We start from the raw sequence: 24,154 nt of genomic DNA on the forward strand, positions 1-24,154 counted from the left end.
ATGGAATAAGGAGGATATATGTGGTAACGATAACGGTTGTATGGATTATAATCATTGCCCTGTTCGCTCTGGGATTCTTAGGATTGATATTTCCAGTCTTGCCAGACGTCCCTTTGCTAATGGCTGGTTTTGCAATGTACCACTTTTTTGTGGATGATCAAGCATTAGGTTTATGGTTCTGGATTATTACAAGTGTTGTGATGGTGTTAAGTTTTCTGGTCGACAACTTTGCTAGTGGGATTGCGGCTAAAAAAGCGGGTGGATCGAGTGGTTCGTTTTGGGCAGCCGCGCTTGGGGCAATTGTGTTCTCGCTCTTTCTTGGGCCACTTGGAGTAATAGTAGGTCCATTCGTTTTTGTTTTAGTGGTTGAGTGGATTCGTACCCAAGATTTCAAAAAAGCATTCTCTGTTGGAATAAGTACATTGATTGGTTTTATCGGTGGTATATTGGTGAAACTGATTATTTTAATTGCGCTGTTGGTATGGTTTTTTGTCTTAATTTAAGGATGGTTGTACATGAAAAAGTTTTTATGTTAACTTTCCTTACATATGTTGACATAAAAACTGACACATCGTAAAATGAGCGTAAAGGAGACCGTCATCATGAATGATGAGATGCGGCGAAATATGCCTTTGTTTCCAATTGGAACCGTAACAAAATTGACTGATTTAACACCGCGTCAAGTCCGTTACTATGAGCAACAAGGTTTAATCCAACCTGAGCGTACAAATGGAAACCAACGCCTATTTTCCTTTAACGATGTAGAACGCTTATTTGAAATCAAATCGTTGATCGAAAAAGGAGTTAACCTTGCAGGTGTCAAGGAAATGTTACAGAAAGACCATCAGATTCTTGAGGCACACAAAGAGGTGGAAAAAGCGAAAGCTGCGGTTGTAAAAGTGAAGCAAGAGTTGTCCGAACGAGAATTACGTCGGTTATTAAAACGCGATCTTCTACACCCTAAGCTAGGCCGTACTTCTGAAGTTTACGGTGAATTCTCGAGGTTTTTCCGTCAATAATTTAACGACTTTGAAAGGGAGAATGATGGATATGGCACGGTTTACGAAAGAGGATATTTTAAAACAGGCGGTTGAACTAAATGTTCAATATATCCGTCTTCAATTTACAGATCTACTTGGAACCATTAAAAATGTAGAGATTCCACGGAGCCAGTTAGAAAAAGCTCTTGATAATAAAATGATGTTTGATGGGTCTTCGATTGAAGGGTTTGTTCGCATCGAAGAGTCCGATATGTACTTGTATCCAGATCTCGATACGTGGGTAGTTTATCCGTGGGTTGCGGCAGGGGACTCAAAAGTGGGCGCTCTTACTTGTGACATTTACAACTCAGATGGTACTCCTTTTGCAGGGGATCCACGTGGTATTCTTAAAAAAGTGATGGCAGAAGCGAAAGAGCTTGGTTTTACTTCCTTTAATGTAGGACCAGAGCCAGAGTTCTTCCTCTTTAAAACGGATGAGAAGGGAAAACCAACACTTGATCTAAATGACCAAGGTGGTTACTTTGACCTAGCGCCGCTGGATCTGGGCGAAAACTGCCGCCGTGATATCGTGCTTACATTGGAGCAAATGGGATTTGAAATCGAAGCTTCTCACCATGAGGTAGCTCCTGGACAGCATGAAATCGACTTTAAGTATGCGGATGCAATCAAGGCAGCAGACCAAATCCAAACATTTAAATTGGTTGTAAAAAATGTAGCTCGTAACTATGGCTTGCATGCAACTTTTATGCCGAAACCTCTATTTGGTGTCAATGGTTCTGGTATGCACTGTCATCAATCTCTCTTCCGTGGAAACGAAAATGCTTTCTATGATGAGAAGGATGAGCTAGGCTTATCTGAAACAGCACTTCACTATCTAGCTGGGATCTTAAAACATGCTCGTGCCTTTACAGCAGTGACCAACCCGCTAATCAACTCTTACAAGCGTTTAGTACCTGGTTATGAAGCTCCTTGCTATGTAGCTTGGTCTCCAAAAAACCGTAGCCCGTTAGTTCGTGTGCCTGCTTCACGGGGCCTTAGTACTCGGATTGAGGTGCGTTCTCCAGACCCTGCAGCAAACCCTTACCTAGCACTAGCTACGATGTTAGCGGCAGGCTTAGATGGTATTCGGAACAAACTAGCAGCACCTCCACAAACAGACCGTAACATCTATGTGATGGATGAGCAAGAGCGTAGAGATGCAGGCATCAACAGCCTACCAGCAAACTTGTTCGAAGCGATTCAAGAGCTGCAAAACGATACCGTTATCGCAGAGGCGCTTGGTGAACATGCACTTAACCACTTTATAGAAGCAAAAGAAATTGAATGGGATCTATTCCGCACCACTGTTCATGAGTGGGAACGCGATCAATATATGTCTCTCTACTAGGATATATGTAAAGCTGAAATCACCTACAGCAAGTAGGCGGTTTCAGCTTTTTTATGTTTTGGATACAGTATAAAGAAATTCTCGTAGTATAGGATGGACTAATGGACCTTTATCAAATACGGCTCTCATAACGGTAGGATGATAACCTGTCTTCATGAATGCTAATAGCTCCTTCATTTGATTTTACCAACTATTATCTTGTTCAAATCCATAATGAGTTAACAATTTTCCTGCATATTCCTTAAAACATGATTTTATTTCATCGTCAAATTCTTCTCTCCAAGATCCTATTTTTCCTTTTCTAAAAGTACGGGATTTTAAAGGATTGGTATTTCCATTCATTGAATTAACCAATGAAAGCTTATCGCAGTTCTCTATATCATTCTTTAAAATAAAATCAATTATAGATAAATATATATCATTTTTAGTTGTCTCAGCTATTAAATTTTCAAATGAAATAGGAAGGAAATTATCAGTTTTTTTATTTAACCATTTGTAAAATGGATCATAGAAATGTAGAAAATTATATTTTTCACTGGTTAATATGGTTAGCAGACGTTGCTTCCTACTATGATATCTACTTGTATCTCTTAGTTCCTCTGCCAAAGGATAATTTTTAAAATATCCTTTCTCAATATAATAGACTTTAGAAATTAAGACATCTCTGGGATCTCTATATAAGTAAATCGATTTGATATTTAATTTCTTCAAGATTTCCATATACTCCGAGTTGTAAACTGCATGACCAAAAAGAAATTCGTTCATTCTTAAACTCTTCAATTTGTTATCAAATATAACAAGCAATTGTTTATTAAATTTTTCTGGAAAGTAACAAGATAATTCATTTAGTGGGGTTATATCACAGGTTAGATTAGGAATACCCTTAACTATTTGTAATAGTAGGTTCAGTCCACTCTTCGGAACACTATTTATAATAAATGGAGATAGTTCCACTTTATCCATTCCCCCCTCTATAAATGACGAATATCTCTCGTTCTATACATATAATTTCCAATTCATTGGGAATTTACTCCTTTCATTCTTATGAAAATATAAATAGAATTGTGATTCTCCTTCAATAAAATTGGATCTATGTCACGTTAGTGGTAGAAAATAAAAATAAGAGTGTCCTGAAGACAAGCTTAGATCTTCGATAGCTGGAACTTGGAATCAACCCTTTAAATCCAGCAAACACGAAGAACGAAAAGACGACGAAGAAGCCTTATGGGGTAAAACTCGAATGTTAGCATATTACTCTATAGGACGCTTGACTCGCCTATTGAACCACATGCTAGGGTGGGGGGGCTAATCACCCCCTCTACTCGATTATTGTTTTTGAGCTGGATTCGCATAAACGGGAATTGCTTCGCTAGGACTGACATGTGAAACGGTATTATTCCAAACCGATTTCCATTTGGAAGCTGATAACCCCGGATAAGGTAAGCTGGTTGCTTCTTGTGTCGGTGTAGGGATAATGGCATATTGTTGCTTCCCATTTGCATTGTACTTATAGACAAAGGTAGGAAGAAAGGAGAATTTTTTTAGCTTCACTTCATTGGTTTTTGGATCCTTCTCTAAATCCACATATACAATAATCCCTTCATCTGTATAAGGGTCTTTTTGGTTAGAAACAAAGTTCCCCATGGAATAAATAATATATTTCTCTTTTCCATCCACATTCATTTTCTCCATCGGCTGTAGTACATGAGGATGACTACCGAAGATAACATCTGCACCCGCTTTAAATACTTTCTCTGCAATCGACTTTTGACTCTCATTAGGTTTACGTTGGTATTCGACGCCCCAATGGAGTGAGACACAAACTAATTCTGCACCTTCTTTTTTCGCTTGAGCGATATCTTTGGCTATCCCAGTTCCGTCTCCAATCAGATTAACAAGATACGGCTTGTCTGATGGAACCGGGATTCCATTTGTAAGCTCTGTATAAGCGAGGAATGCCACTTTGATTCCATTTTTTTCGACAATGAGTGGTTTCCGTTTTTCTGCAGAAGGTGAGGTGCCTGTCGTTTTGATTCCACGTTCATTTACGACTTTATGGGTTCGAATGGCCCCATCGGCCCCGGTATCCATGGCATGGTTGTTTGATGTGCTTACTACATCAACTCCAGAGTCTTTCAGTGCGTCCACGATCTGGTCAGGTGCATTAAATTGGGGGAAACCAGAGTACGGCTTAGAGGGACCTGCAAGTGTCATCTCAAAGTTTCCAATCGCGATATCTGCTTGGCTAATATAAGGTTTGACTTCCTTAAAAAACGAACGAAAGTCGTAGTTGTTTCCTCCTAAGGCACCAGCTTTAATCTGCGGAGTATGCATCATGATGTCCCCAAATGCAGCAATTTGAAGCTTGCTTGGTGCAGTCTCCTTTTGCTCAGACTTGCTAGGCAGATCACTGTTGCTTTCAGGAGAGATTGCCGCTTTACCAAATGGGAAAAATATAACAAACAAAATAACCGTTAAAATAGCTGTGATAATCGATATAATTCGTTTCAAATGTTTCACTCCTTTGCGTGGCCCGACTTACTATTTAAACGCAATATGTCTATTATAGTAGATTTTTTACTTCAAATTCTGTCTAAAATAAGAAAATCCATTGGTCGAATTCGTTGACGATGAAAATTTCAGCGGTTTATAATGGAAAGAAGCGTCTGAACAGATGGGGGTATTTATGTCAATGATAACAATACGTGAAGTCTCAGCATATGTAGGAAAAGAAGTTACCATAGGGGTATGGATGTATAATAAACGTTCCAGTGGTAAAATTCAATTCTTACAATTACGAGATGGGACAGGCACGATTCAAGGTGTTTTAGTGCGGAATCAGGTGGCTTCCGAAATTTGGGATGAAGCAAAACTTTTGACGATGGAAAGTTCATTATATGTTACGGGAACCATTCGTCAAGATGATCGAGCTCCTTCTGGTTTTGAACTCGACGTAACAAGCGTGAAAACAATTCAAGTTGCCGAAGAGTATCCAATCGCGAAAAAAGAGCATGGCACCGATTTCCTTATGGATCATCGTCATCTCTGGATCCGTTCTGCCCGTCAAGCAGCGATTCTTTGTGTTCGTGCAGAAATCATTCGGGCGATTCAACTATTTTTAGATCAAAAAGGCTTTACATTAGTAGACTCGCCGATTTTAACACCATCTTCCTGTGAAGGTACAACCAATTTGTTTCATACCAAGTACTTTGATGAAGATGCTTACCTGTCACAAAGTGGACAGCTATATGCAGAAGCGGCAGCAATGGCATTAAATAAGGTGTATTCTTTCGGGCCTACATTTCGTGCGGAGAAGTCCAAGACGCGTCGTCATTTAATAGAATTTTGGATGATTGAACCGGAAATGGCATTTGTGGACCATGAAGGAAACCTAGAATATCAAGAGCAGATGCTCGAGTTTGTAGCTCAATCCGTTTTGCAAAACTGTCAAACCGAATTACAAACCCTTGAGCGCGATATTTCGAAGTTAGAGAAGATTAAAGCGCCATTCCCGCGAATTACATATGATGAGGCGATCGAGTTATTACATCGTGAAGGCTTTGAGGATATTCAGTGGGGAGAAGATTTTGGTGCGCCTCATGAGACAAAAATTGCCGAAAGCTTTGATAAACCTGTATTTATTACGCATTATCCAACGGAGATTAAATCTTTCTACATGAAACCAGATCCGAACAAACCGGAAGTGGTACTATGTGCGGATTTGATTGCTCCAGAAGGTTATGGAGAAATTATAGGTGGATCACAGCGGATTGACGATCTTGAGCTATTAACTAAGCGGTATGAGGAACATAGCTTACCCAAAGAAGCTTATGCTTGGTATCTAGATCTGCGTAAATACGGAAGTGTTCCTCATTCTGGATTTGGGCTTGGACTAGAGAGAACGGTTGCTTGGATTTGTGGCTTGGATCATGTACGGGAAACCATTCCATTCCCTCGTATGTTAAATCGTCTCTATCCTTAATAAAAGGAAAAGCATCTACTAATCGGATTTTATGATGAAGATGCTTTTCCTTTTTTCAAGACTATTTTATTAAATAATTCGTGGTATAGTTAAAGGATGAAGTAAGCGAGGTGGGTGTTTCTTGGAACAATCTGGGTCTATTCAGACAACATTAGTTAATTTTCTGTTGCAAGGATCGGTGTCTGTACCAGTTATCCTTTTACAAGAATATAAGCAGGTTGGTTTAACAGAGAAAGATGTTATGATTCTCATCCATCTGATCAATTTTCAAGAGAAGGAATGGAATCCACTTCCTTCGATTCAATTGTTAGAATCTCGTATGCATATGAACTATGAAGAGATAAGCAATGCTCTTCATCACATGGTGCAACATGGTTTTATCGAATTGGAAGATGTTACGGATGAAAATGGACTTCAATCTGAAAGATATTCGTTAACTCCACTCTACAGACAGCTAGCCGCTAATTATATTGGTCGCCAAACACCTGAAATAGAAGAAGAAAATGCTTACCAAGGTCTATTTCAATTATTTGAGAGAGAATTTGGGAGGGCTTTATCTCCGTTTGAGTGTGAGACATTGTCGCGGTGGATCGATGAAGATGGATACTCGGATGATTTAATAGAGGCAGCATTACGAGAAGCTGTTTTTTGCGGAAAAGTAAGCTTTCGTTACATAGATCGAATCCTATTGGAATGGGAGAGAAATCAAATTCAAACTTCGGAGCAAGCTTTTGAATATACAAGACGTTTTCGATCCAAAGGAGTTTTGTATAAGCAAATGAAGCCGACAGAGGTGGATGCAGGAAATTTTTCCTTTTATAACTGGGTAAGTCAAGAATAGACGTATGCTGACAACCAATCAGCATACGTCTATTTTTCTAGATAGGGGACAAATATACTTGTGACTTTTCTCACTTCAGGCATAATCTAATTGAAATAGGAGGGAGGTGGAGGTCTTGTCGCGAATAGGCATTCTCATTAGTCAGAAGATTTTATCTGATTGCTTGCGTCAGCGATCAGCATATGAATCCTTCGTTATGTACCATCGATTTGCGAAAAGAGAAGGTCTTACTCCCATTTTCTTTACCATTTCTCACGTGAATTTCAGGAATCGCACTGTGAAGGGTTTTCGATATAGAGAAGAACAAAATACATTTCAAAGAGTAACTGTCCCAATACCGGCTATCATCCATAATCGAGTGAAGCCCGTGAATACGAAAAAGCAAGTAGACCAACTAGTAAGAACACCTGGTGTAACCGTATTTAACCAAGATAATCGTTTGAATAAGTGGAAGGTACATCAAGATTTATCTCAATTTCCAGAGATTGCTCCTTATCTTCCCACAACGGAGCTGCTTTCTGTAAACAATTGGCGAATATTACAGGAGCAATACCCGGCTATCTATGTGAAGCCTTTGGAAAAAAGTTTAGGGATTGATATATGTCGTATCGATCAACAGGAAAATATATGGCGAATGATACATTCTACAGGAGTAAAGGAAACATATCCAAACTCTGAACTGGAAATTCAGTTAGGAAGAAAAGCTGAAAAAGAGGAGTTCTTAATTCAACAAGCTATTACAGTTCAGACCATTCATGATCAAGCGGTTGACTTCCGTATAGCAGTTCAAAAAGGAGTGAATGGGGAGTGGACCGTCTCTGGTATGGTTGCCCGCCTAGGTGTGAAGCACGGGATTGCGACTAATTTAGCTGTTGGTGGGAAATCGAAGAAGATAGACGAGGTTTTATGTGATCTAGAGATAAACGATCCTCAGGAGATGAAGGAGAGGATCGAAAGGTTGGTAATTCTAGCGGCTCAAAAGCTTGAAACGACTAATCCTGGCTTAGCCGATTTAGGATTTGATATTGCGATTGATGTAGATGAAAAAATTTGGATTATTGAAGTGAACGGTCGAGATCTTCGAATTACGTTTTATCAAGCACAAGATTTTGATTCATGGCATAAGACCATACAGAGCCCCATGCAATATGCAGGGTATCTTGCAAGGAAAATGATCCAGAAGCAACAAGAGAGACCCAAAATTAGTATTGTTACTCCCGGGAGTTTACCCGTTGATGAAGCAGGGAGTGGTTCAGTAGAAATCTGTTCGCGTCAGATTACAAATCATCTAAGTCATCTGTTACCTGTTACATTAATAGGGGCTCATATTCATCATTTCAAGGAAGTTCCGGCTCGGCAAGTTAATATTTCTGCTGAACGGAAGCGTTATCGAAAAGAAGTGGCGAAGTATTTGCTCCATCATCCAAGTCAGATTATCCAATTTGAAAATCGCCCCATCTGGATAATGAATCCCCCTGTTCAAAAGTTACCAGGAAAAAAGGTTCTTTTTCTTCACTCAGAAACCTATATTAGAGCCCCATACATCAATCCGAAAGAAAGAAGCAAGATTTTAAAGAAATACGATATGATCTTGGTAAATAGTCAGTTTCTCCGATCACGAGTGATTGAGATGGAGGGTAGTCTCTCTGATCGTTGCCATGTGGTGCCACTCGGTGTAAATTTAGATATGTTTCCTTCTATTCATGAACCGGACCGTCTACAAAATCGAATTTTAGAACGCCAAAAGCGAAATCTTGGTGGAAAGCCTGTCCTGCTTTTCGTAGGACGACTCATTCCCCAAAAAGGCCTCCATCATCTGCTAGAAGCGTTTGTAGAAGTAGTGAAACAAGAGCCAGATGCGAAGTTATTGATTGCTGGAAGTAGTTATTATGGCAAAGAGATTGAGACCGAATATCTTAAAAAATGTAGGAAAATAGTAGAGCCGTGTGCAACACAAGTTGAATGGTTAGGTTATGTGCCAAATGATCAGCTTCCCTCTATCTACCAACTTGCAGATTTGCTAGTCACACCATCAGTAGGAAATGAATCTTTTGGTCTAGTAAATCTGGAAGCGATGGCCACTGGATTACCTATTTTAAGTACCTCTGTGGGAGGAATTGGAGAAGTTGTCCAGGATGGAGTAAACGGAAAACTATTATCTCCAGACATTCTGAGCAAACGGATCGAGAAGACTGTACTACATTGGCTAAATAATCCACAGCTATTAAAAGAAATGGGAAAACAATCTCGTAAAATGATAGAAGAAAAGTTTAGCTGGAAGCGAGTTGCGGAGGATTTAAAAAGCTATTATCAGTTACTGATGAGAGGAGAGTAAAAAAGAGAGCTGGGGATCTATATACTCCAGCTCCAGACTGGTTTTTAATACAAACAAAATTTTACATACAGGAGAAATTGTTCACAAACTACATATTTAGATTGAAGTTATTAAGATAGTAAAAAGGATATTTTGTTCAATCATTCACATATTCTTTAAAGTGTCACAAAGAGGCTTTTTGTTATGTGTCCAATATGTGATAAGATGTGGTTGGTAGTAATCTCGAGTTAAGGTATGGGAGGAGGACTTCCAATGTCTTTTTATGATTTTATGCAGTTATTTTTATATGCTGCTAACTGGAATTTGCAATTAAACTTATTATTTATTGGACTTGCTGTTGTATATTTACTTATCACAGGACCGTACCGACATAAATTTCCTGGCAAGGATCCGGTTTCTGTTTCTCAGAAATTGTATTTTATGTTTGCGCTACTTATCGCCAATCTAGCGATAAGTAGCCCGTTAGATCTCTTGGCGCATGAGTTGTTTAGTATGCATATGCTCCAGATGTCGTTATTATTTATCGTGCTTCCACCATTTTTATGGCTTGGTATTCCAGATTGGATGATTCGGCCAGTAATTGAATGTAAGGGAATCCGTCCAGTATTTCGCTTTTTAACAGGCCCCATCGTGATCCTTTTTTTATTCAATGGTGCCATTTCTCTATACCATGTGCCCATTGTTTTTGATGCTATCATGGAAAGTCATTTCTTACACTTTGTGTCCCATACGATTCTACTGATTCTGGCTTTGTGCATGTGGTGGCCTATTGTTTGTCCGGTTCCAGAATGGGATAAAACGAAGCCATTGTTCAAGTTAGCCTTTATCTTTTTAAATGGGTTCTTGCTGACACCTGCGTGTGCTCTCATCATGTTTGGGGATCATGTGCTATTTGATACGTATCGTCAAATGTCTCAGCTTGCACCGATTTTAACTCCTCTAAATGATCAGCAACTAGGTGGAGTTATTATGAAGATTGTGCAAGAACTCGTTTATATATCAGCTATTGGGATTGTCCTAAAAAGATGGATGAAAGAGCAAAAGAAAGAAGATGAGCGTGATTTGGCAGAGCTTATGTCTAGAAAGCCAGTTACGGAAGAGTAATGAAATAGGAGAGTGTTATGCATGAAGAAGGGTTGGATTGCTGTTTTAACATGTAGTTTTATATTGATAACCGCTTGCTCAGGTCAAACTAAATCAACTACTGATGCGCCTCCTACGGTAGATGCTGGGACGCCAGAAGCTACTTATCAAAAAAATTGTATGAACTGTCACGGGATGAATTTGCAGGGAGGAATTGGTCCTGATCTTACGAAAGTTGGTAGCAAGCTGAGTAAAGAGGATATTCACAACATCTTGGAAAAAGGCAAGGGCCGTATGCCTGCACAAAAAAGCTATATTAGTGCAGAGGACTTAGAGAAATTGTCGACATGGCTCTCAGAAAAGAAATAATGAAAATGAGGAAACAGTTCTATATATGAAGAGCTGTTTTTTCTTTTGGCTTAAAATGCTGTGTGAATGTAATAAAAAATTCATATGCTTGTTATAAAGGGATTGAATGAAACCATTCAAAGTATTATAATTCATACGATTAACTTAAAAAATTTAAGTAGGTGTCTATCATGTGCTATTTTCCTTTAGATCGGGAGCGGTTAGGTAGATTGATCCGCTCTTGTAGAAAAGAACGTTCTTTACGTCTAAAAGACCTACAGGACGAAAACATTTCAAGTGCCACGATTAGTTCTATTGAACGTGGGATGAAAAATATTTCTTTTGAGAAAATTACATACTTATGCAGTAAATTGGATCTGGATGTTGATCAGTTTTCGGTGTTTGTGGAAGTGGAAGAGAAGCGAGATACGAAATTGCGAAATCAACTCAATTTTATTGAGCATTCGATGGATCTATTTGGTCCAGATCAGGGGCTGGATCAATTACGTAGTTTTAAAATCGATCGAAAGAGCAGATGGTTGGCTCAATATACATATCTGAAAGGTAGATGCTATTTCCTTAAACAAAATTGGGAAAAGGCAAAAAGGCAACTACAAAGTGCGTTAGATTTATTGGAAGCTGGAACAGAGCTCGAATCTACAAACATAAAGGCTGCTTGTCAATATCTCTTTGCTAAGATTGCGATGGAAGAACATGGTGATATTATACTGGCACAGAACTGGATTGATCTGGGAAGCCAATCGTTTGTTCAAGGAGGAGATCGTGGAGAGATTTGCTATGAGCTATTGTTACTAAAGGCACAGATCTATATGGGTCAAGAAGATTGGGAGAAGGCACTCGGGATCGTGAATGAGTTGTGGGAATCCCTTGATCAGGTAATAAATCCATACTTTAAGGTGGATTTATACCGTCTAAAGGCATTTTTCTGGTGCAAGCAAGGTTATCTGGCTGAAGCTACTTCTTCTGTGTTCCAAGGACTTGAATTAGCTAAGATGTGCATGTGGCGTGAGGGTGCAGTTGACTTGCTACATGTGTTGTCAAAGATCTATATCGAAGAAGGCGATGTTGAATCAGCAGAGAAAGTCTTGTTACAAGCTGCGACACATAAAGGGAAACATTCGCACGAATACCGAATGATTCAAACTTATCTTTCTTTAGGGAACTTATATAATAATCAAGAAAGATGGAGTGAAGCAGAAGGCTGGCTCCGAGATGCCGTTAGAAAAGCGAAGAACCATACAAATAAAATATATTATGTGATGGCTTTAGAGGCGCTCGGGGATTGTGAAAAAGGGAAAGGCGAAGATGGTGAAGCTCTCCGGACCTATCAATCTGCATTGGAACAAGCAGAGAGGCACGGATTTGTCCATCAATCTAAAACTTCCTTAATGAAAGTGATCCAATGTCAAGAGGTGCTCAAACAAGAATTAACGTTTCGTGATTTGGAACGTCTATACAGAATTGTGTCACAAGAAAAGAGGGAATTACAGACTACCATATAATCAAACTAGTACAAAAGAAAGACCCAAAGGCTTTGTCCTTGGGTCTTTCTTTTGTACTAGTTTGATTCTGGTTGAATATTCTATACATATCATACTCTTTCTAGGAGGATTTAGATATGAAAGGTGTTATATTAGCAGGTGGAACAGGCTCGCGTCTTTATCCATTGACAAAAGTGACCAACAAGCATTTATTACCTGTAGGGAATACCCCTATGATTTATCACCCCATCAAAAAGTTGATAGAAGCAGGGATTAGAGAGATATGTATCGTGACGGGTGTAGAGCATATGGGAGAAGTTGTCCGGCTATTAGGGAGTGGGGAAGAGTTTGAAGCAGAGTTTACGTATCGTGTACAGGATAAACCAGGAGGAATCGCCCAAGCGTTATATTTGGCCAGACATTTTACTGGTGATGATTTAATGGTAGTATTGTTAGGAGATAATGTCTTTGCAGATTCAATTAAACCATATGTAGAAGATTATATGGTTCAAGGGAGTGGTGCAAAAATTTTGTTGAAAGAAGTTGAACACCCCCAACGTTTTGGAGTGGCTGAGTTAGATGGAAATCGTGTTCGATCGATTGAAGAGAAACCGCAAAAGCCTAAGAGTTCCTATTGTGTCACGGGTGTTTATATGTATGATTCAAAAGTTTATCAATATATTGAGCAACTAGAACCCTCAAAGCGGGGTGAATATGAGATTACGGATATAAACAATAAATATATTGAGGAAGATATTTGTTCTTACAATATCCTATCGGATTGGTGGACTGATGCAGGTACATTTGAATCTCTGATAAGAGCTAATCAATTTGCATCCCAAATAAAATAGACAGATGAAGGTATCGCAAGAAAGGGGAGTCAGTTTTGGCAACCATTTTAGTAACAGGTGGAGCTGGGTTTATAGGGAGTCATTATATTCAGTTTTTGCTAGAGAATACTGATCACACGGTAATTAATATTGACAGCTTAGCTTATTCTGCCAATCGATTTAACAACATAGACGTGGAGTTACATCCTCAATATCAATTTGTGCAGGTTGATCTTGTTGACTCTCTTCAAGTAGGGCAGTTATTTGATCGCTTTGCATTTACGGATGTAGTTCATTTTGCAGCAGAGTCACATGTGGATCGAAGTATTCATCTTGGTGCTGAGCCTTTCCTGATGACGAATATCGTGGGAACGCATCGTTTACTAGAGGAAGTCCGACGTCGGGGCATTGATCGATTTATCCAGATCTCCACAGATGAAGTATATGGTGATTTTCCTCAAGGGAGTGCGGATGAACAGACAAATCTTTCTCCTGGAAATCCATACGCGGCAAGTAAAGCGGGGGCTGATTTATTATGCATGTCTTATGCGAATACGTATAATTTGCCGATTATGATTACACGTTGTACGAATAACTACGGTCCTAGACAGCACCCTGAGAAGTTGATTCCTAAGATGATTCAATCTTTACGAGCGGGTAAACCGATTACCTTGTATGGAGATGGGTCCATGCAAAGAGATTGGATTTATGTATACGATCATTGTGCAGGGGTAGAAGCTGTACGAACGAAGGGGAACATAGGAGAAATTTATCATATAGGTTCCGGGAAACCGATTTCAAACCTCGACGTAGCAAAAATGGTATGTGACTTTATGGGTGCTTCTCATTCACTGATTGAATTTATAGATGATCGTCCTGGCCATGATACAAGATATTGTTTAGATAATACCAAGATAAATCAAGAATTAGGCTGGAATCCGACGATGACATGGGAAGATGGGATTACTACAACCATGGATTGGTATCAATCTCAGACCGTTTGGTGGTCAGGAGTGAAATACTAAAGAAGTGAGTAGGGATAGAACGTGAAGATACTTGTAAACGGTGCAAACGGACAGCTGGGGCAATCGATTATTCAAGATTGGTCTACTCTAGAGGGGATATCAGTAAAGGGTTTCAGCCGCTTGGAGTGGGACATTGCAAATGATAAGCAAACTATTCATATTATGAACGATGAACAACCAGATGTGGTCATCCATTGTGCTGCCTATACAAAAGTGGATGAAGCTGAAGGGACGGGAGGTTATTCCTCCTATCAAGTAAATGTAGAGGGAACTCGTAATGTAGCCTCAGCTTGTCAAAAAGTGGGGGCGAGGATGATTTATGTCAGTACGGATTATGTATTCGACGGGAATCAATTATCTGGATACACGGAGTCTGCACCCACAAAGCCACTTAATTGGTATGGGCAAACAAAACGATTAGGTGAGCTTTGGACGTTGGCATTATGTAAAAATAGTGTAGTCGTTCGGACTTCCTGGTTATATGGTATAGATGGAGCCAATTTTGTTTGGACTATGCTAAATCTAGCAAAGAAGCAGGATATGCTTTATGTAGTAGATGATCAATATGGCTCACCTACCTATACAAGAGATTTGGGAGATGGATTATATCAACTCGTTCATATCCCACAAGTAAAAGGGATTGTCCATATGAGCAATGTAGGTGGTTGTACGTGGTATCATTTTGCTAAAAAAATATTTTCATTTGCTGATTTGGAGATGCAGGTCGTTCCTGTGGAAACAAAAGAGTTTATCAGACCTGCCCAGAGACCTGTGAATTCAAATTTAATCCACAGTCGGTCGGGAGAAGGAATTAACCATTTACCGCATTGGACAAAAGGGTTGGCTAGATTCTTTTTAGATGGAAGGGAGAGAGGACTTCTTGATTGAGGGAGTAGTCTATAAAAAATGTGTAAAGCATTGTGATGATCGTGGTTATTTCACTGAGCTAGTGAGAGATGATGAGAATCTTCTGGAACACTTCGGACAAATGTCAGCTTCTTTGACGTATCCAGGAGTGATTAAAGCATTTCACTATCATAAGAAGCAAGATGATATATGGTACTTTCCTGCAGGCAATGCCCAAGTTGTTTTATACGATCTACGAGAAGACTCTAGCACATACCGCCAAACAGATGTGTATTATTTAGGAGAATTAAATCCGGGTGTGTTATTGATTCCGAAAGGGATTGCGCATGGTTACAGAGTCTTAGGAAATGAGCCTGCTGTCATCGTGTATTTAACAACAAAGTCCTATCAGGCAAGTGATCCAGATGAATACCGGATTCCTTATAATGATAAGGAAATCAACTTTAATTGGGAAACACAATTCAAATAAAGAAGGAGGAAGGGCGAATGATTTCATCAGGGAGGCGTCGATTTTGGATTGCAACCCATGAAGAATGGATTCGCCCTTCCTTAAAAAGCGAATTTTTTTCCTACATGGGTGATATTTTCAGAAATTCAAATTGCAAATTAGTTTGTTTCACAAACAAAAGATCAAATCAAAAGCAAAATATCCAATATATACCACTGGCACAGAGTGGACGATTATGGAAAGAAGCTCATGCCGTTCTTACGTTTGCTTCCCCCTCTACCAGTATGAAGGGAGTTCATAGTAAGTCATTATTGCATGGTATTCCTGTGATTACGGACGATGAAGGTGACCATGGCTATTATGTTAACCATCTATATACGGGCTATATAGTCGATTTAAGAAAATGGAGAGAGAACTTGGTGTCAGCTGTAGAAATGATGGTAAAAGAGCCATCTGTGTGGTTAACTATGCGAGCGAATGCGAAGAGAATGGGGAAGGTCTACTGGGGGAATTGGGATGAGGAGGTTTGAAGATTGTTCTGTAAGTATTATCATTCCAGTGAGGGATGAGTGGGTCTTAACCAGAGAATGTGTCGTGAGGATTTTACAACATACGAAGTGTAGACAGGTCCAAATTATTTTAATAAATAATGGCTCACAGGAGAATCCGCCACCATTTCTTCTCAAACATGGCTCCATCACATGGATTCATAACCCATGGAATCGGGGATTCGCCAGTGCTACGAATCAGGGTTTACGGATTGCGACGGGAGATTATTTGGTATGTTTAAATAATGATACACGTCCCGGTCCACATTGGTTAGCGCAAATGATACACGTTTTACAGGCGTCCTCGCAATGTGGAATGGTAGGCCCTGTCTCAAACAGAGTAATTCCTGAACAGAAGATACCTGTTCCCTCATTCCATTCAAAAGCAGATATTGATACCTTCACAAAAGAGTATAATCACACCGATTCATCAAAGTGGAGAAAAAGCATTCGCTTATCAGGCTTTTGTCTTGTGTTTCCACGTTCTATCTATGAAGAGATAGGGGAAATGGATGAGCGATATGGTTTAGGTACCTATGAAGATGATGATTACTCCTACCGTGTGAGAAAGGCCGGCTATTATTGTATGGTTGCGGGTGATACTTATCTCCATCACTATGGAAGTCAAAGTTTTCAAAAGAGACCGTATCAAGAATTTAAAAAGCTATTAAAGCAGAACAGGGCCTATTTTATCCGAAAATGGGGTATTTCTCCGCCTGGAGAACGAAAAGGAGAGTAGGGGAGTGCAAATTGTCTATTTGCGATCAGGCATCAAAAAGCCATTTACCTTCATTGATCAGATGATTATCCGTGCTTGCCAAACATTAGGACATAACGTGATTACATGGAGCCCTGGAGATGAGTTTGATCAAAATTGGGATCGAATGAAATGTCGGATCAGTCCTCAACTTGTTTTAGCCATGCATGGAGAAAGGTTAACACCTAGTAATCGACAGCTTTTGAAATCGATCACTCTCCCGAAAGCAATCTGGTTTACAGATGATCCGTATGCGATTGATAAAGCGAAAACGATTGCATCATTTTTTGACTACATTTTTACAAATGAATCGCAGGCAGTCCCCATCTATCAAGCTCAGTGCCCCTCAGCGAGTATCCATCACCTTCCTCTAGCGGTATCCTCTGATACTTATCAACCTCGAAAACAAATCTCAAAAAAGTACTTCTCAGATTTAGTAATGGTCGGATGCGGATTTGAAAACCGGATTCGATTTTTAAAAGCATCGAGCCAATCGTTACACCTTATGAAAATGAAGTTAGTAGGTCCTGGGTGGTCACCATTTTCCGAAATGCGAGAGGTTCAAGTCCATCCGCATTGGGTTTCGGGGCTTGAAGCAAATTACTATTACTGTGGTGCGAAGATGGTGCTGAATTTGCACCGTTCCCATGATGATCCTCATTTAAAACAAAACAGTCAAAAAATTAAGGCGTATACTCCAAATAATCGATTATTTGAAATTGCTGCGTGCAAATCGTTTCAGTTAATAGACCAACGACCTGACCTATCTTCTTTATATGAGATTGGCAAAGAAGTCATTTCTTTCTCAGGTGTGGAAGATTTTCAAGAGAAAAGTAAGTTTTATCTACCTCGTGTACGACTACGCGAAAAGATTGCACGTGCTGCCTATATACGGACACGGAGTGACCACAGTTATGAAAAGCGGATACAAAAAATACTTGCGACCTGTGTTATGTAATGCTCTTTCCAAAACTGTGCCTCCAAATAGGCGAGAATACGTAAAGTAAACGAATAAACAGTAGGTAAAAGCATACTCCAAGTTTTCTTCTTACACATATAGTAAAAATAGGAGGAGATTTCTGATGTCGAAGGAAGGGTTTACACTATGGTTCACAGGACTATCCGGTGCAGGAAAAACAACAATTGCCAAGTTGGTTGAATCCCTACTACAAGATAAAATGAAGGTTCGGGTGCAGTTATTAGACGGAGATTTATTAAGAGAGGTAATCAATCAAGATTTAGGATTTAGTAAAGAGGATCGGATGAAGCAAATAAAGTGTGCTGTGTTTATGACACGACTCTTAAACCAAAATGGCGTTCATGTACTTGCTTCGTTTATTACCCCTTATGAAGAGATGAGGCAGTATTGTTGTTCTCATATTTCGAATTACCATGAAATTTTTGTGGACTGTTCTCTAGAGGAGTGTATTCAACGCGATGTGAAAGGTCTTTATAAAAAGGCCATAGCTGGACAAATCAATCAATTTACAGGAATTAGTGATCCTTTTGAAATTCCCCTAAGACCAGATTTAATTTTAGATACCGTAACTGAATTGCCAGAAGAGAGTGCAGAGAAAGTTCTTTCATATATAGTAGAGAAACAGCTCATCTAGAAAGGAGGGCTACAGTTGGCACGACCAAAAGTAGCATTGATTGGCCTTGATTGTGCGGAACCCAGCTTAGTATTTGATCGTTGGATCGACGATCTACCTAATATCAAACGGATTATGGAAAGTGGTGTATATGCCCCTCTGCGTAGCTGTGATCCCCCTATAACAGTACCCGCATGGGCATGTATGATGACGGGAAAAGATCCAGGACAATTAGGCTTCTACGGGTTTCGAAATCGAGCAGGATATGACTATCTGGATGTAGGCTTAGTGGACAGTAGTCAACTTAATGAACCGACAGTATGGGACCAATTAGGAAAATACGGCTATAAATCGATCATAATGGGAGTTCCACCAAGCTATCCCCCTAAACCAATGAAAGGATGTCTCATCAGCTGCTTCTTAACTCCAGACCAGTCTGCAACACATACTTATCCCCCTGAATTACAAGAAGAAATCAAAGAAAAGATAGGGGATTATCAATTTGATGTAAAGCATTTTCGTACGCATCTAGTGGAGGAATTAACTAATGATATCTATCAAATGACGGAGACGAGATTTAAGACAGCAAAATATCTATTGGAACATAAAGAATGGGATTTCTTTGCTATGGTTGAGATGGGGATTGATCGGATGCACCATGCATTTTGGCATTACATGGATGAGACACATGTACTACACAAACCTTCCCCTTATCAAAAAGTTATATTTCGATATTATCAATATGTCGACCAACAGATAGGGGAGTTATTAGAACAAATTCCAGAAGGAACTCATGTATTTATCGTCTCTGATCATGGAGCAAAGAAGATGGATGGTGGATTTTGTTTAAATGAATGGCTCATAAATGAAGGTTATCTCACGTTAAAAGGGCCCGCTACTGAACCAACTCCACTGACACCGGATCTAGTTAACTGGAATAAGACGAAAGCATGGGGATACGGGGGATATTACGGACGGTTATGTCTGAATATCAAAGGTCGGGAACCCGATGGAATCGTCCCTTTTAAACACGCTGAGAAGCTTCGAAATGAAATCATCCAAAAGATTAAGAGTGTACGAAATGAACAAGGGACCCTCATGAACAACAAAGTTTTTAAACCCCAAAAACGCTATACAACCGTGAAAAATATTCCTCCTGATTTATTGATCTATTTTGGGGATTTATACTGGAGATCGGTTGGAACGGTGGGGAACGGAACACTTTTTGTGAAAGAAAATGATACGGGTCCAGATGGTGCAAATCACGATTATAACGGTATTTTCATTCAAGGGATCAAGAATAAGGATACTCGTAAATTTCAACGTGTAGATCGCTTGCATATCACAGATGTAGCCCCTACTATTTTAAATATCTTTCAGATTCCGATGATGAAAGGGATTTTAGGGAAAGCCAAAGTATGGTAAGAAAATAGGAGTAACTTTATTCAAACAAGTTGCTCCTATTAGTATTAGTTTATATAATTTGATAAAAAGGAGTCCCATATGCTATTAAAATTCATTCAATGTCATGTGAAAATAAATAACAAAAATGCATTTTCAAAAGCCCAACAAAAGTGGAAAGAGATAAGAAAATCCAAAGGATTTAAAGGGCAAATTGGAGGATGGGGTGACCGTGATCGCCAGCAAGCAACGATCTTGTCTCTATGGGATACAGAAGAAAACTACCAGACTTTCATGAGAGAGAAACATGATTCCATCTATGACAAAATCAAGCAAAAGGATATTTTTCAATCTATGGAAGTACAAACCTTTCAAGTGATAAAGCATTCCCTGAATATAGATATCAATAAGATCTGGAAGGAAGCGAGTGTTGTACAAGCTATCTTATGTAAGGTTGTACCCGAGCAAGCACATCGATTTATCGAGACACAAGAGAAAATGATTGTACCAAATGTATCAAGTTTCGAGGGTGTTTTAGGGATGTGTTTAGGGCGTAAAGATTCTACGTTTCTGGTGGTAAGCTTTTGGGATCGCATGGTAAATCATGAGAATTATATGTTGCATGCGTTTCAACATTTTCGTGAGCAAACAGAATCAGAGTCAGGGGAATATCTAACCCATGCGAAAGGATCTCTCCTGCATATTGAGAAAAAATGGATTGTAAATCCAAAGAAGTATATTCGTAAGCTCCGCAATTTACATATATACAGTTCCCTAGATATTAAGAAAAACAAGTAGCCTTGCACGATAGGAAGGCTACTTGTTTTTCTTAATATCCTAACTCACTTAACCGCTTCTTCACCTTTTCTTCCTCCGCTACGGTTAGCCGGTTCATTTTTACTTTAACTCCATTAGAGAGAGGATCAGGTCTGCGATATTTTCGAAGCATCTGGGCAACCCATTTTTTCATCTGGTGCTGGAGACGCCTTGCTATCTGTGGATGTTGAGAGATGACATTCTTTTTTTCGTGTGGATCTTGGATTAAGTTGTAAAGTTCGAACCTAGGATTTCCATAAACATCGCGCTCTAGGGACTGGATCAGTTTCCATTGTTGATTCCGAATGGAGCGTTTGCACTGCCAGTTTGCTTCACAAGAAACGACAAATGGACGATGATTCTGCTTGTTAGCGAGTGAGAGGGATAGTAGAGAGGTTCCATCAATCGGATCCATCCCTTTTGGAATGGGTATCTCAGCCATTTCCATGATAGTAGGTACAATATCAGCATGTTGAACAAGTTTGGTAACACGTTTATGACTAGGTAGTTTTTGTGGATAGGTGATGATAAGGGGAACGTGAAGCGTGGATTCATAAAGTCCGTGATGATCAAAGAAAATTTTATGCTCCCCTAAGCTCTCACCGTGATCGGAAGTTAAGATAATCATGGTGTCTTCATAGATACCAAGTTGCTTGATTTCTTCTATTAGTTCCCCAAAATAGTGGTCAACCTGTTTAACAGTGCCATCATAATCTTTTTGGATTTGGGCGATACTCTTCTGACCCTGATTGTATTTAGATATAAAGCTCCACAGCGGTTCACGTAGGCAGGATTTTAATGATGGTTCATTTGCCTGTGCTCGAATAGGTGACTGCTCAGAGGACCAATTTGCAAATTTATTCTCTGGTTGATAGGGATAGTGCGGATCCCAATAATGGAGAAATAAAAAGAAATCAGGTTCTTGTGCGTGTTTCTTTAACCAAGGAATCGCATGTTGATTAATTTCTTTTGCACTGAGGTTAAGGTGTGTGGATCGATTTTCTGAGGGATCTAAGTATGTGTCAAATCCCCTTTTAAACCACGGATTCGACTTACCAGTAATTCGGTAATTACAATCAACAGCAGCCGTTTTATAGCCTTTTCTCTGGAGGATAACAGGAAATGAGATCAGGCGTTGTGGAAATTTGATTGGTTTCATGTTGACAATGCCGTGTTGATGTGGATTTTTGCCGGTAAATATCGTTGTAAAGCTGCTTTGGGTTACGTTATACAGATGACTGTAATAAACATTAAAAAAGCAATCCATTCATTCAGATTGGCTAATTCGTATTAAAGTCTTGGATATACAACCAATGTAAACTTGTCTAGCTTTTGATGTGGCTCTTTTTCGTAACTACAATAATCAATTACTTTCTTTAAGAGCATATTCTTCTCTTTGGGGTCTTCTAGCCGTGGATATTGGTATAGAACATGTTCGACACTAGGAATGATTTTTACTTTTGCTTTAAGACGTGTATTTTCTACGTCTAATTCTTGGATAGCTTTTCTGAGTGACTCCTGAATATGTTTGGTACGTTCTGCGATATTGATGGATCTTTCCAAATAAGTTTGTTCGTCATAAATGCCACGCTCTAAGAAGTCATGCAAATTTCCTTTTTGTGTTTCTAAGCTTCGTAATTCTTGTTGTAAAGTAGTAATACTGGTTTCAAGCAGCCGTATGCTTGATGTATCGTCTTTTCCTATAGAATTCAAATCATGCTCAGATAAACTTACTTTATATTCATCTAACCATTGTTGTAAAGAATCTAATAATCGTTGTTCGACAAACTCGAAAACACTAGATCTACATTTACAAGTTATTTCTCTACAACAAAGACGGTCTCTTGCGCCTCTACCCTGTGCCCTCTTCACCATAGAGTTGTTACATTTTTTACATCTGATTAAGCCTGCAAGTGGGTTTGTTATTTTTTTATTACTTTTATAGGGGACGTGAACTCTATTCTTAAGTATTCCCTGGGCTTTTTCATAGATTTCTGTTGAAATAATTGGTTCATGCAGTCCTTCAACGTCGATCCATTTATCCTTTGGCTGTAGGGACTGTTCGTATTTCCTGTTTGGATCTGCGGATTTTTTTCTGATTTGCTTTTTCCATTGGATTCGTCCAGTATAAACGGCATTTTTTAATATAACCAGAACACATGCCGGATCCCATGTTCTTCCTGTATAACTGAGATAACCTAGCTCATTTAATTTATGAGCAATTCTCCTAGATCCTATTCTGTTTTCTGGGATATCGCTTGTATACCAGTCAAAGATCATTTTTACTACTAGAGATTTTTCAGGATCTGGAACTAAAGTTCGTTGCTTCTTGTCTTTGACTATTTGGTAGCCGTAAGGCGCATGAGTGCCTAAATAATTTCCTTCCATGACAGCTCTTTTGATCCCGCTTTGCATACGTCGGGTAATGAGCTTTAATTCTTTACGAGCCATAAATGCTTCAAATTCACTATATTCCTCATCAAATTCATCTTGAAGATCATATGTTTTTCGAGGTGTAATAATTCTGGTTTCTGATTTCTGGAACGTTTCTAAAATCAAACCTTGCTCCCGCATGTTGCCACGGCCTAGTCGATCCATATCCATTACCAGTACCGCATCATAAAGTTTATTTTCCACTTCTTTTAATAACTCCATCATCTCAGGACGGTGTAATAAACTTTCTCCAGAAACAACCTCTTGCCTTACTTTAATTATGTTTAAGCTCATGTCTTTAGCCAGTTTAAAGAGTGCTCTTTTATGTTTAGCGAGTGTTTCTTCTTCTCCTCGATTTTCCGCCTCTATATCTGCTCTGGACTTACGGAGATACATTGCAACTCGTTCCATGTTGTTCACTTCCCTTGTTGTTATTTATATGAATGATGAATGAAATTATATGATTGTTTCATGAGTAAAGTATTGGGTGTACTCCCAATACCTATATCTAAATGTAATTAGTGACTGAAATGAATGATCGATGTTGAAAAACCAAATAGAACCATCGATAAGAAGACTACTATAAAGATGATAGAGAAGAAGACAAAGTTCTTTTTTTTACTCTTCTTGATGGTAAACCCCGACTTTGTAGTAGCAGCGGAAACAACGGATGAAATGAGAATGCTCATCCCTTCTGATAGGGTCTGAGGGGCAATGATTTCTTTTACATTCCCTTCGGGATCTGTGACATGAAGCCGACTAAGTGAACTTGGACATTCCTCGTTGAAAAAGCGAAGTATGAACCAACTGAAATAAACAAAGGAAATCAGTATACCTACGGCAATCCCAACCGCACCAATGAATAGATTTTTAATAATGTTTCCGGCAAGCCAACCAAATAAATCTAGAAAGAAATTACTCATGTAAAAAGTCTCCTTTTTACGAAACTATTCTATTA

Annotated in this window: 23 protein-coding genes and 1 pseudogene; 19 read left to right on the forward strand and 5 right to left on the reverse strand. The window is 39.2% G+C overall.

The features are described from left to right. The first annotated feature begins 20 nt into the window (after nt 1–20). The 3 genes from BLU58_RS10205 to glnA all read left to right on the forward strand — a co-directional run bounded on the left by BLU58_RS10205 (nt 21) and on the right by glnA (nt 2,388). Nucleotides 21–503, forward strand: coding sequence for a DUF456 domain-containing protein (locus BLU58_RS10205; RefSeq protein WP_093292110.1), 483 nt, complete (start codon nt 21–23; stop codon nt 501–503). A gap of 99 nt (nt 504–602) precedes the next feature. Then, on the forward strand, nt 603–1,019 hold the full coding sequence (locus BLU58_RS10210) for a MerR family transcriptional regulator (RefSeq protein ID WP_093292111.1): 417 nt from the start codon (nt 603–605) through the stop codon (nt 1,017–1,019). 31 nt (nt 1,020–1,050) lie between these two features. Beyond that, nucleotides 1,051–2,388, forward strand: coding sequence for a type I glutamate--ammonia ligase (glnA, locus tag BLU58_RS10215; RefSeq protein WP_369813742.1), 1,338 nt, complete (start codon nt 1,051–1,053; stop codon nt 2,386–2,388). Nucleotides 2,389–2,571: 183 nt separating this feature from the next. On the opposite strand, the gene BLU58_RS10220 is transcribed toward glnA, so the two are convergent. Both BLU58_RS10220 and BLU58_RS10225 read right to left on the reverse strand, forming a co-directional pair. After that, nucleotides 2,572–3,351, reverse strand: a complete 780-nt coding sequence (locus BLU58_RS10220; RefSeq protein ID WP_093292113.1) for a sulfotransferase domain-containing protein — start codon at nt 3,349–3,351, stop codon at nt 2,572–2,574. 363 nt (nt 3,352–3,714) lie between these two features. Then, nucleotides 3,715–4,899 (reverse strand): CapA family protein, encoded by a 1,185-nt coding sequence (locus BLU58_RS10225; RefSeq protein ID WP_093292114.1) that lies wholly within the window; start codon nt 4,897–4,899, stop codon nt 3,715–3,717. A gap of 175 nt (nt 4,900–5,074) precedes the next feature. On the opposite strand from BLU58_RS10225, the gene asnS reads away from it, so the two are divergent. From asnS to BLU58_RS10300, 16 genes and pseudogenes are all read left to right on the forward strand, one after another. Beyond that, complete coding sequence (gene asnS / locus BLU58_RS10230) at nt 5,075–6,370, forward strand: asparagine--tRNA ligase (RefSeq protein ID WP_093292115.1); 1,296 nt, start codon at nt 5,075–5,077, stop codon at nt 6,368–6,370. A 121-nt stretch (nt 6,371–6,491) separates the two neighbouring features. Beyond that, complete coding sequence (locus tag BLU58_RS10235) at nt 6,492–7,211, forward strand: DnaD domain-containing protein (RefSeq protein ID WP_255404676.1); 720 nt, start codon at nt 6,492–6,494, stop codon at nt 7,209–7,211. A 115-nt stretch (nt 7,212–7,326) separates the two neighbouring features. Further along, nucleotides 7,327–9,546: a YheC/YheD family protein gene (locus tag BLU58_RS10240; RefSeq protein ID WP_093292116.1), complete on the forward strand. Its 2,220-nt coding sequence runs from the start codon at nt 7,327–7,329 to the stop codon at nt 9,544–9,546. Between the two features lie 252 nt (nt 9,547–9,798). Further along, complete coding sequence (locus BLU58_RS10245) at nt 9,799–10,650, forward strand: cytochrome c oxidase assembly protein (RefSeq protein WP_176786609.1); 852 nt, start codon at nt 9,799–9,801, stop codon at nt 10,648–10,650. A 21-nt stretch (nt 10,651–10,671) separates the two neighbouring features. Further along, complete coding sequence (locus BLU58_RS10250) at nt 10,672–10,998, forward strand: c-type cytochrome (RefSeq protein ID WP_093292118.1); 327 nt, start codon at nt 10,672–10,674, stop codon at nt 10,996–10,998. Nucleotides 10,999–11,168: 170 nt separating this feature from the next. Continuing rightward, nucleotides 11,169–12,500, forward strand: a complete 1,332-nt coding sequence (locus BLU58_RS10255) for a helix-turn-helix domain-containing protein (RefSeq protein WP_093292119.1) — start codon at nt 11,169–11,171, stop codon at nt 12,498–12,500. Nucleotides 12,501–12,616: 116 nt separating this feature from the next. Next, nucleotides 12,617–13,330 (forward strand): sugar phosphate nucleotidyltransferase, encoded by a 714-nt coding sequence (locus BLU58_RS10260; protein ID WP_093292120.1) that lies wholly within the window; start codon nt 12,617–12,619, stop codon nt 13,328–13,330. 35 nt (nt 13,331–13,365) lie between these two features. Beyond that, on the forward strand, nt 13,366–14,334 hold the full coding sequence (rfbB, locus tag BLU58_RS10265; RefSeq protein WP_218122192.1) for a dTDP-glucose 4,6-dehydratase: 969 nt from the start codon (nt 13,366–13,368) through the stop codon (nt 14,332–14,334). 21 nt (nt 14,335–14,355) lie between these two features. Beyond that, the gene (gene rfbD, locus BLU58_RS10270) at nt 14,356–15,222 is read left to right on the forward strand and encodes a dTDP-4-dehydrorhamnose reductase (protein WP_093292121.1); all 867 of its coding nucleotides are present in this window, start codon (nt 14,356–14,358) and stop codon (nt 15,220–15,222) included. Continuing rightward, entirely contained in the window at nt 15,215–15,670 is a 456-nt protein-coding gene (locus BLU58_RS10275; RefSeq protein WP_093292122.1) for a dTDP-4-dehydrorhamnose 3,5-epimerase family protein, read from the forward strand. The genes rfbD and BLU58_RS10275 overlap by 8 nt, the downstream gene beginning before the upstream one ends. 17 nt (nt 15,671–15,687) lie before the next feature. Further along, nucleotides 15,688–16,179 (forward strand): glycosyltransferase, encoded by a 492-nt coding sequence (locus BLU58_RS16105; RefSeq protein ID WP_143123765.1) that lies wholly within the window; start codon nt 15,688–15,690, stop codon nt 16,177–16,179. Next, nucleotides 16,166–16,936, forward strand: a complete 771-nt coding sequence (locus BLU58_RS10280; RefSeq protein WP_176786610.1) for a glycosyltransferase family 2 protein — start codon at nt 16,166–16,168, stop codon at nt 16,934–16,936. Before BLU58_RS16105 ends, BLU58_RS10280 begins: the two co-directional genes overlap by 14 nt. 4 nt (nt 16,937–16,940) lie before the next feature. After that, the gene (locus tag BLU58_RS10285; RefSeq protein WP_093292124.1) at nt 16,941–17,912 is read left to right on the forward strand and encodes a CgeB family protein; all 972 of its coding nucleotides are present in this window, start codon (nt 16,941–16,943) and stop codon (nt 17,910–17,912) included. A 112-nt stretch (nt 17,913–18,024) separates the two neighbouring features. Then, nucleotides 18,025–18,567: pseudogene (gene cysC, locus BLU58_RS10290) on the forward strand (adenylyl-sulfate kinase); the annotation flags it as partial. Between the two features lie 15 nt (nt 18,568–18,582). Beyond that, a complete protein-coding gene (locus BLU58_RS10295) occupies nt 18,583–19,971 on the forward strand; it encodes an alkaline phosphatase family protein (RefSeq protein WP_093292126.1) in 1,389 nt (462 codons plus the stop codon). 78 nt (nt 19,972–20,049) lie between these two features. Then, nucleotides 20,050–20,745, forward strand: coding sequence for a DUF4937 domain-containing protein (locus BLU58_RS10300; protein ID WP_093292127.1), 696 nt, complete (start codon nt 20,050–20,052; stop codon nt 20,743–20,745). A 31-nt stretch (nt 20,746–20,776) separates the two neighbouring features. On the opposite strand, the gene BLU58_RS10305 is transcribed toward BLU58_RS10300, so the two are convergent. From BLU58_RS10305 to BLU58_RS10315, 3 genes are all read right to left on the reverse strand, one after another. Next, nucleotides 20,777–22,030: a sulfatase family protein gene (locus tag BLU58_RS10305; RefSeq protein WP_093292128.1), complete on the reverse strand. Its 1,254-nt coding sequence runs from the start codon at nt 22,028–22,030 to the stop codon at nt 20,777–20,779. A 23-nt stretch (nt 22,031–22,053) separates the two neighbouring features. Continuing rightward, on the reverse strand, nt 22,054–23,607 hold the full coding sequence (locus BLU58_RS10310) for a recombinase family protein (RefSeq protein WP_093292129.1): 1,554 nt from the start codon (nt 23,605–23,607) through the stop codon (nt 22,054–22,056). Nucleotides 23,608–23,714: 107 nt separating this feature from the next. After that, nucleotides 23,715–24,119, reverse strand: a complete 405-nt coding sequence (locus BLU58_RS10315; protein ID WP_093292130.1) for a hypothetical protein — start codon at nt 24,117–24,119, stop codon at nt 23,715–23,717. Nucleotides 24,120–24,154: the final 35 nt, after the last annotated feature.

The sequence above is a fragment of the Thermoactinomyces sp. DSM 45892 genome (assembly GCF_900107305.1).
Lineage (GTDB): Bacteria > Bacillota > Bacilli > Thermoactinomycetales > Thermoactinomycetaceae > Baia.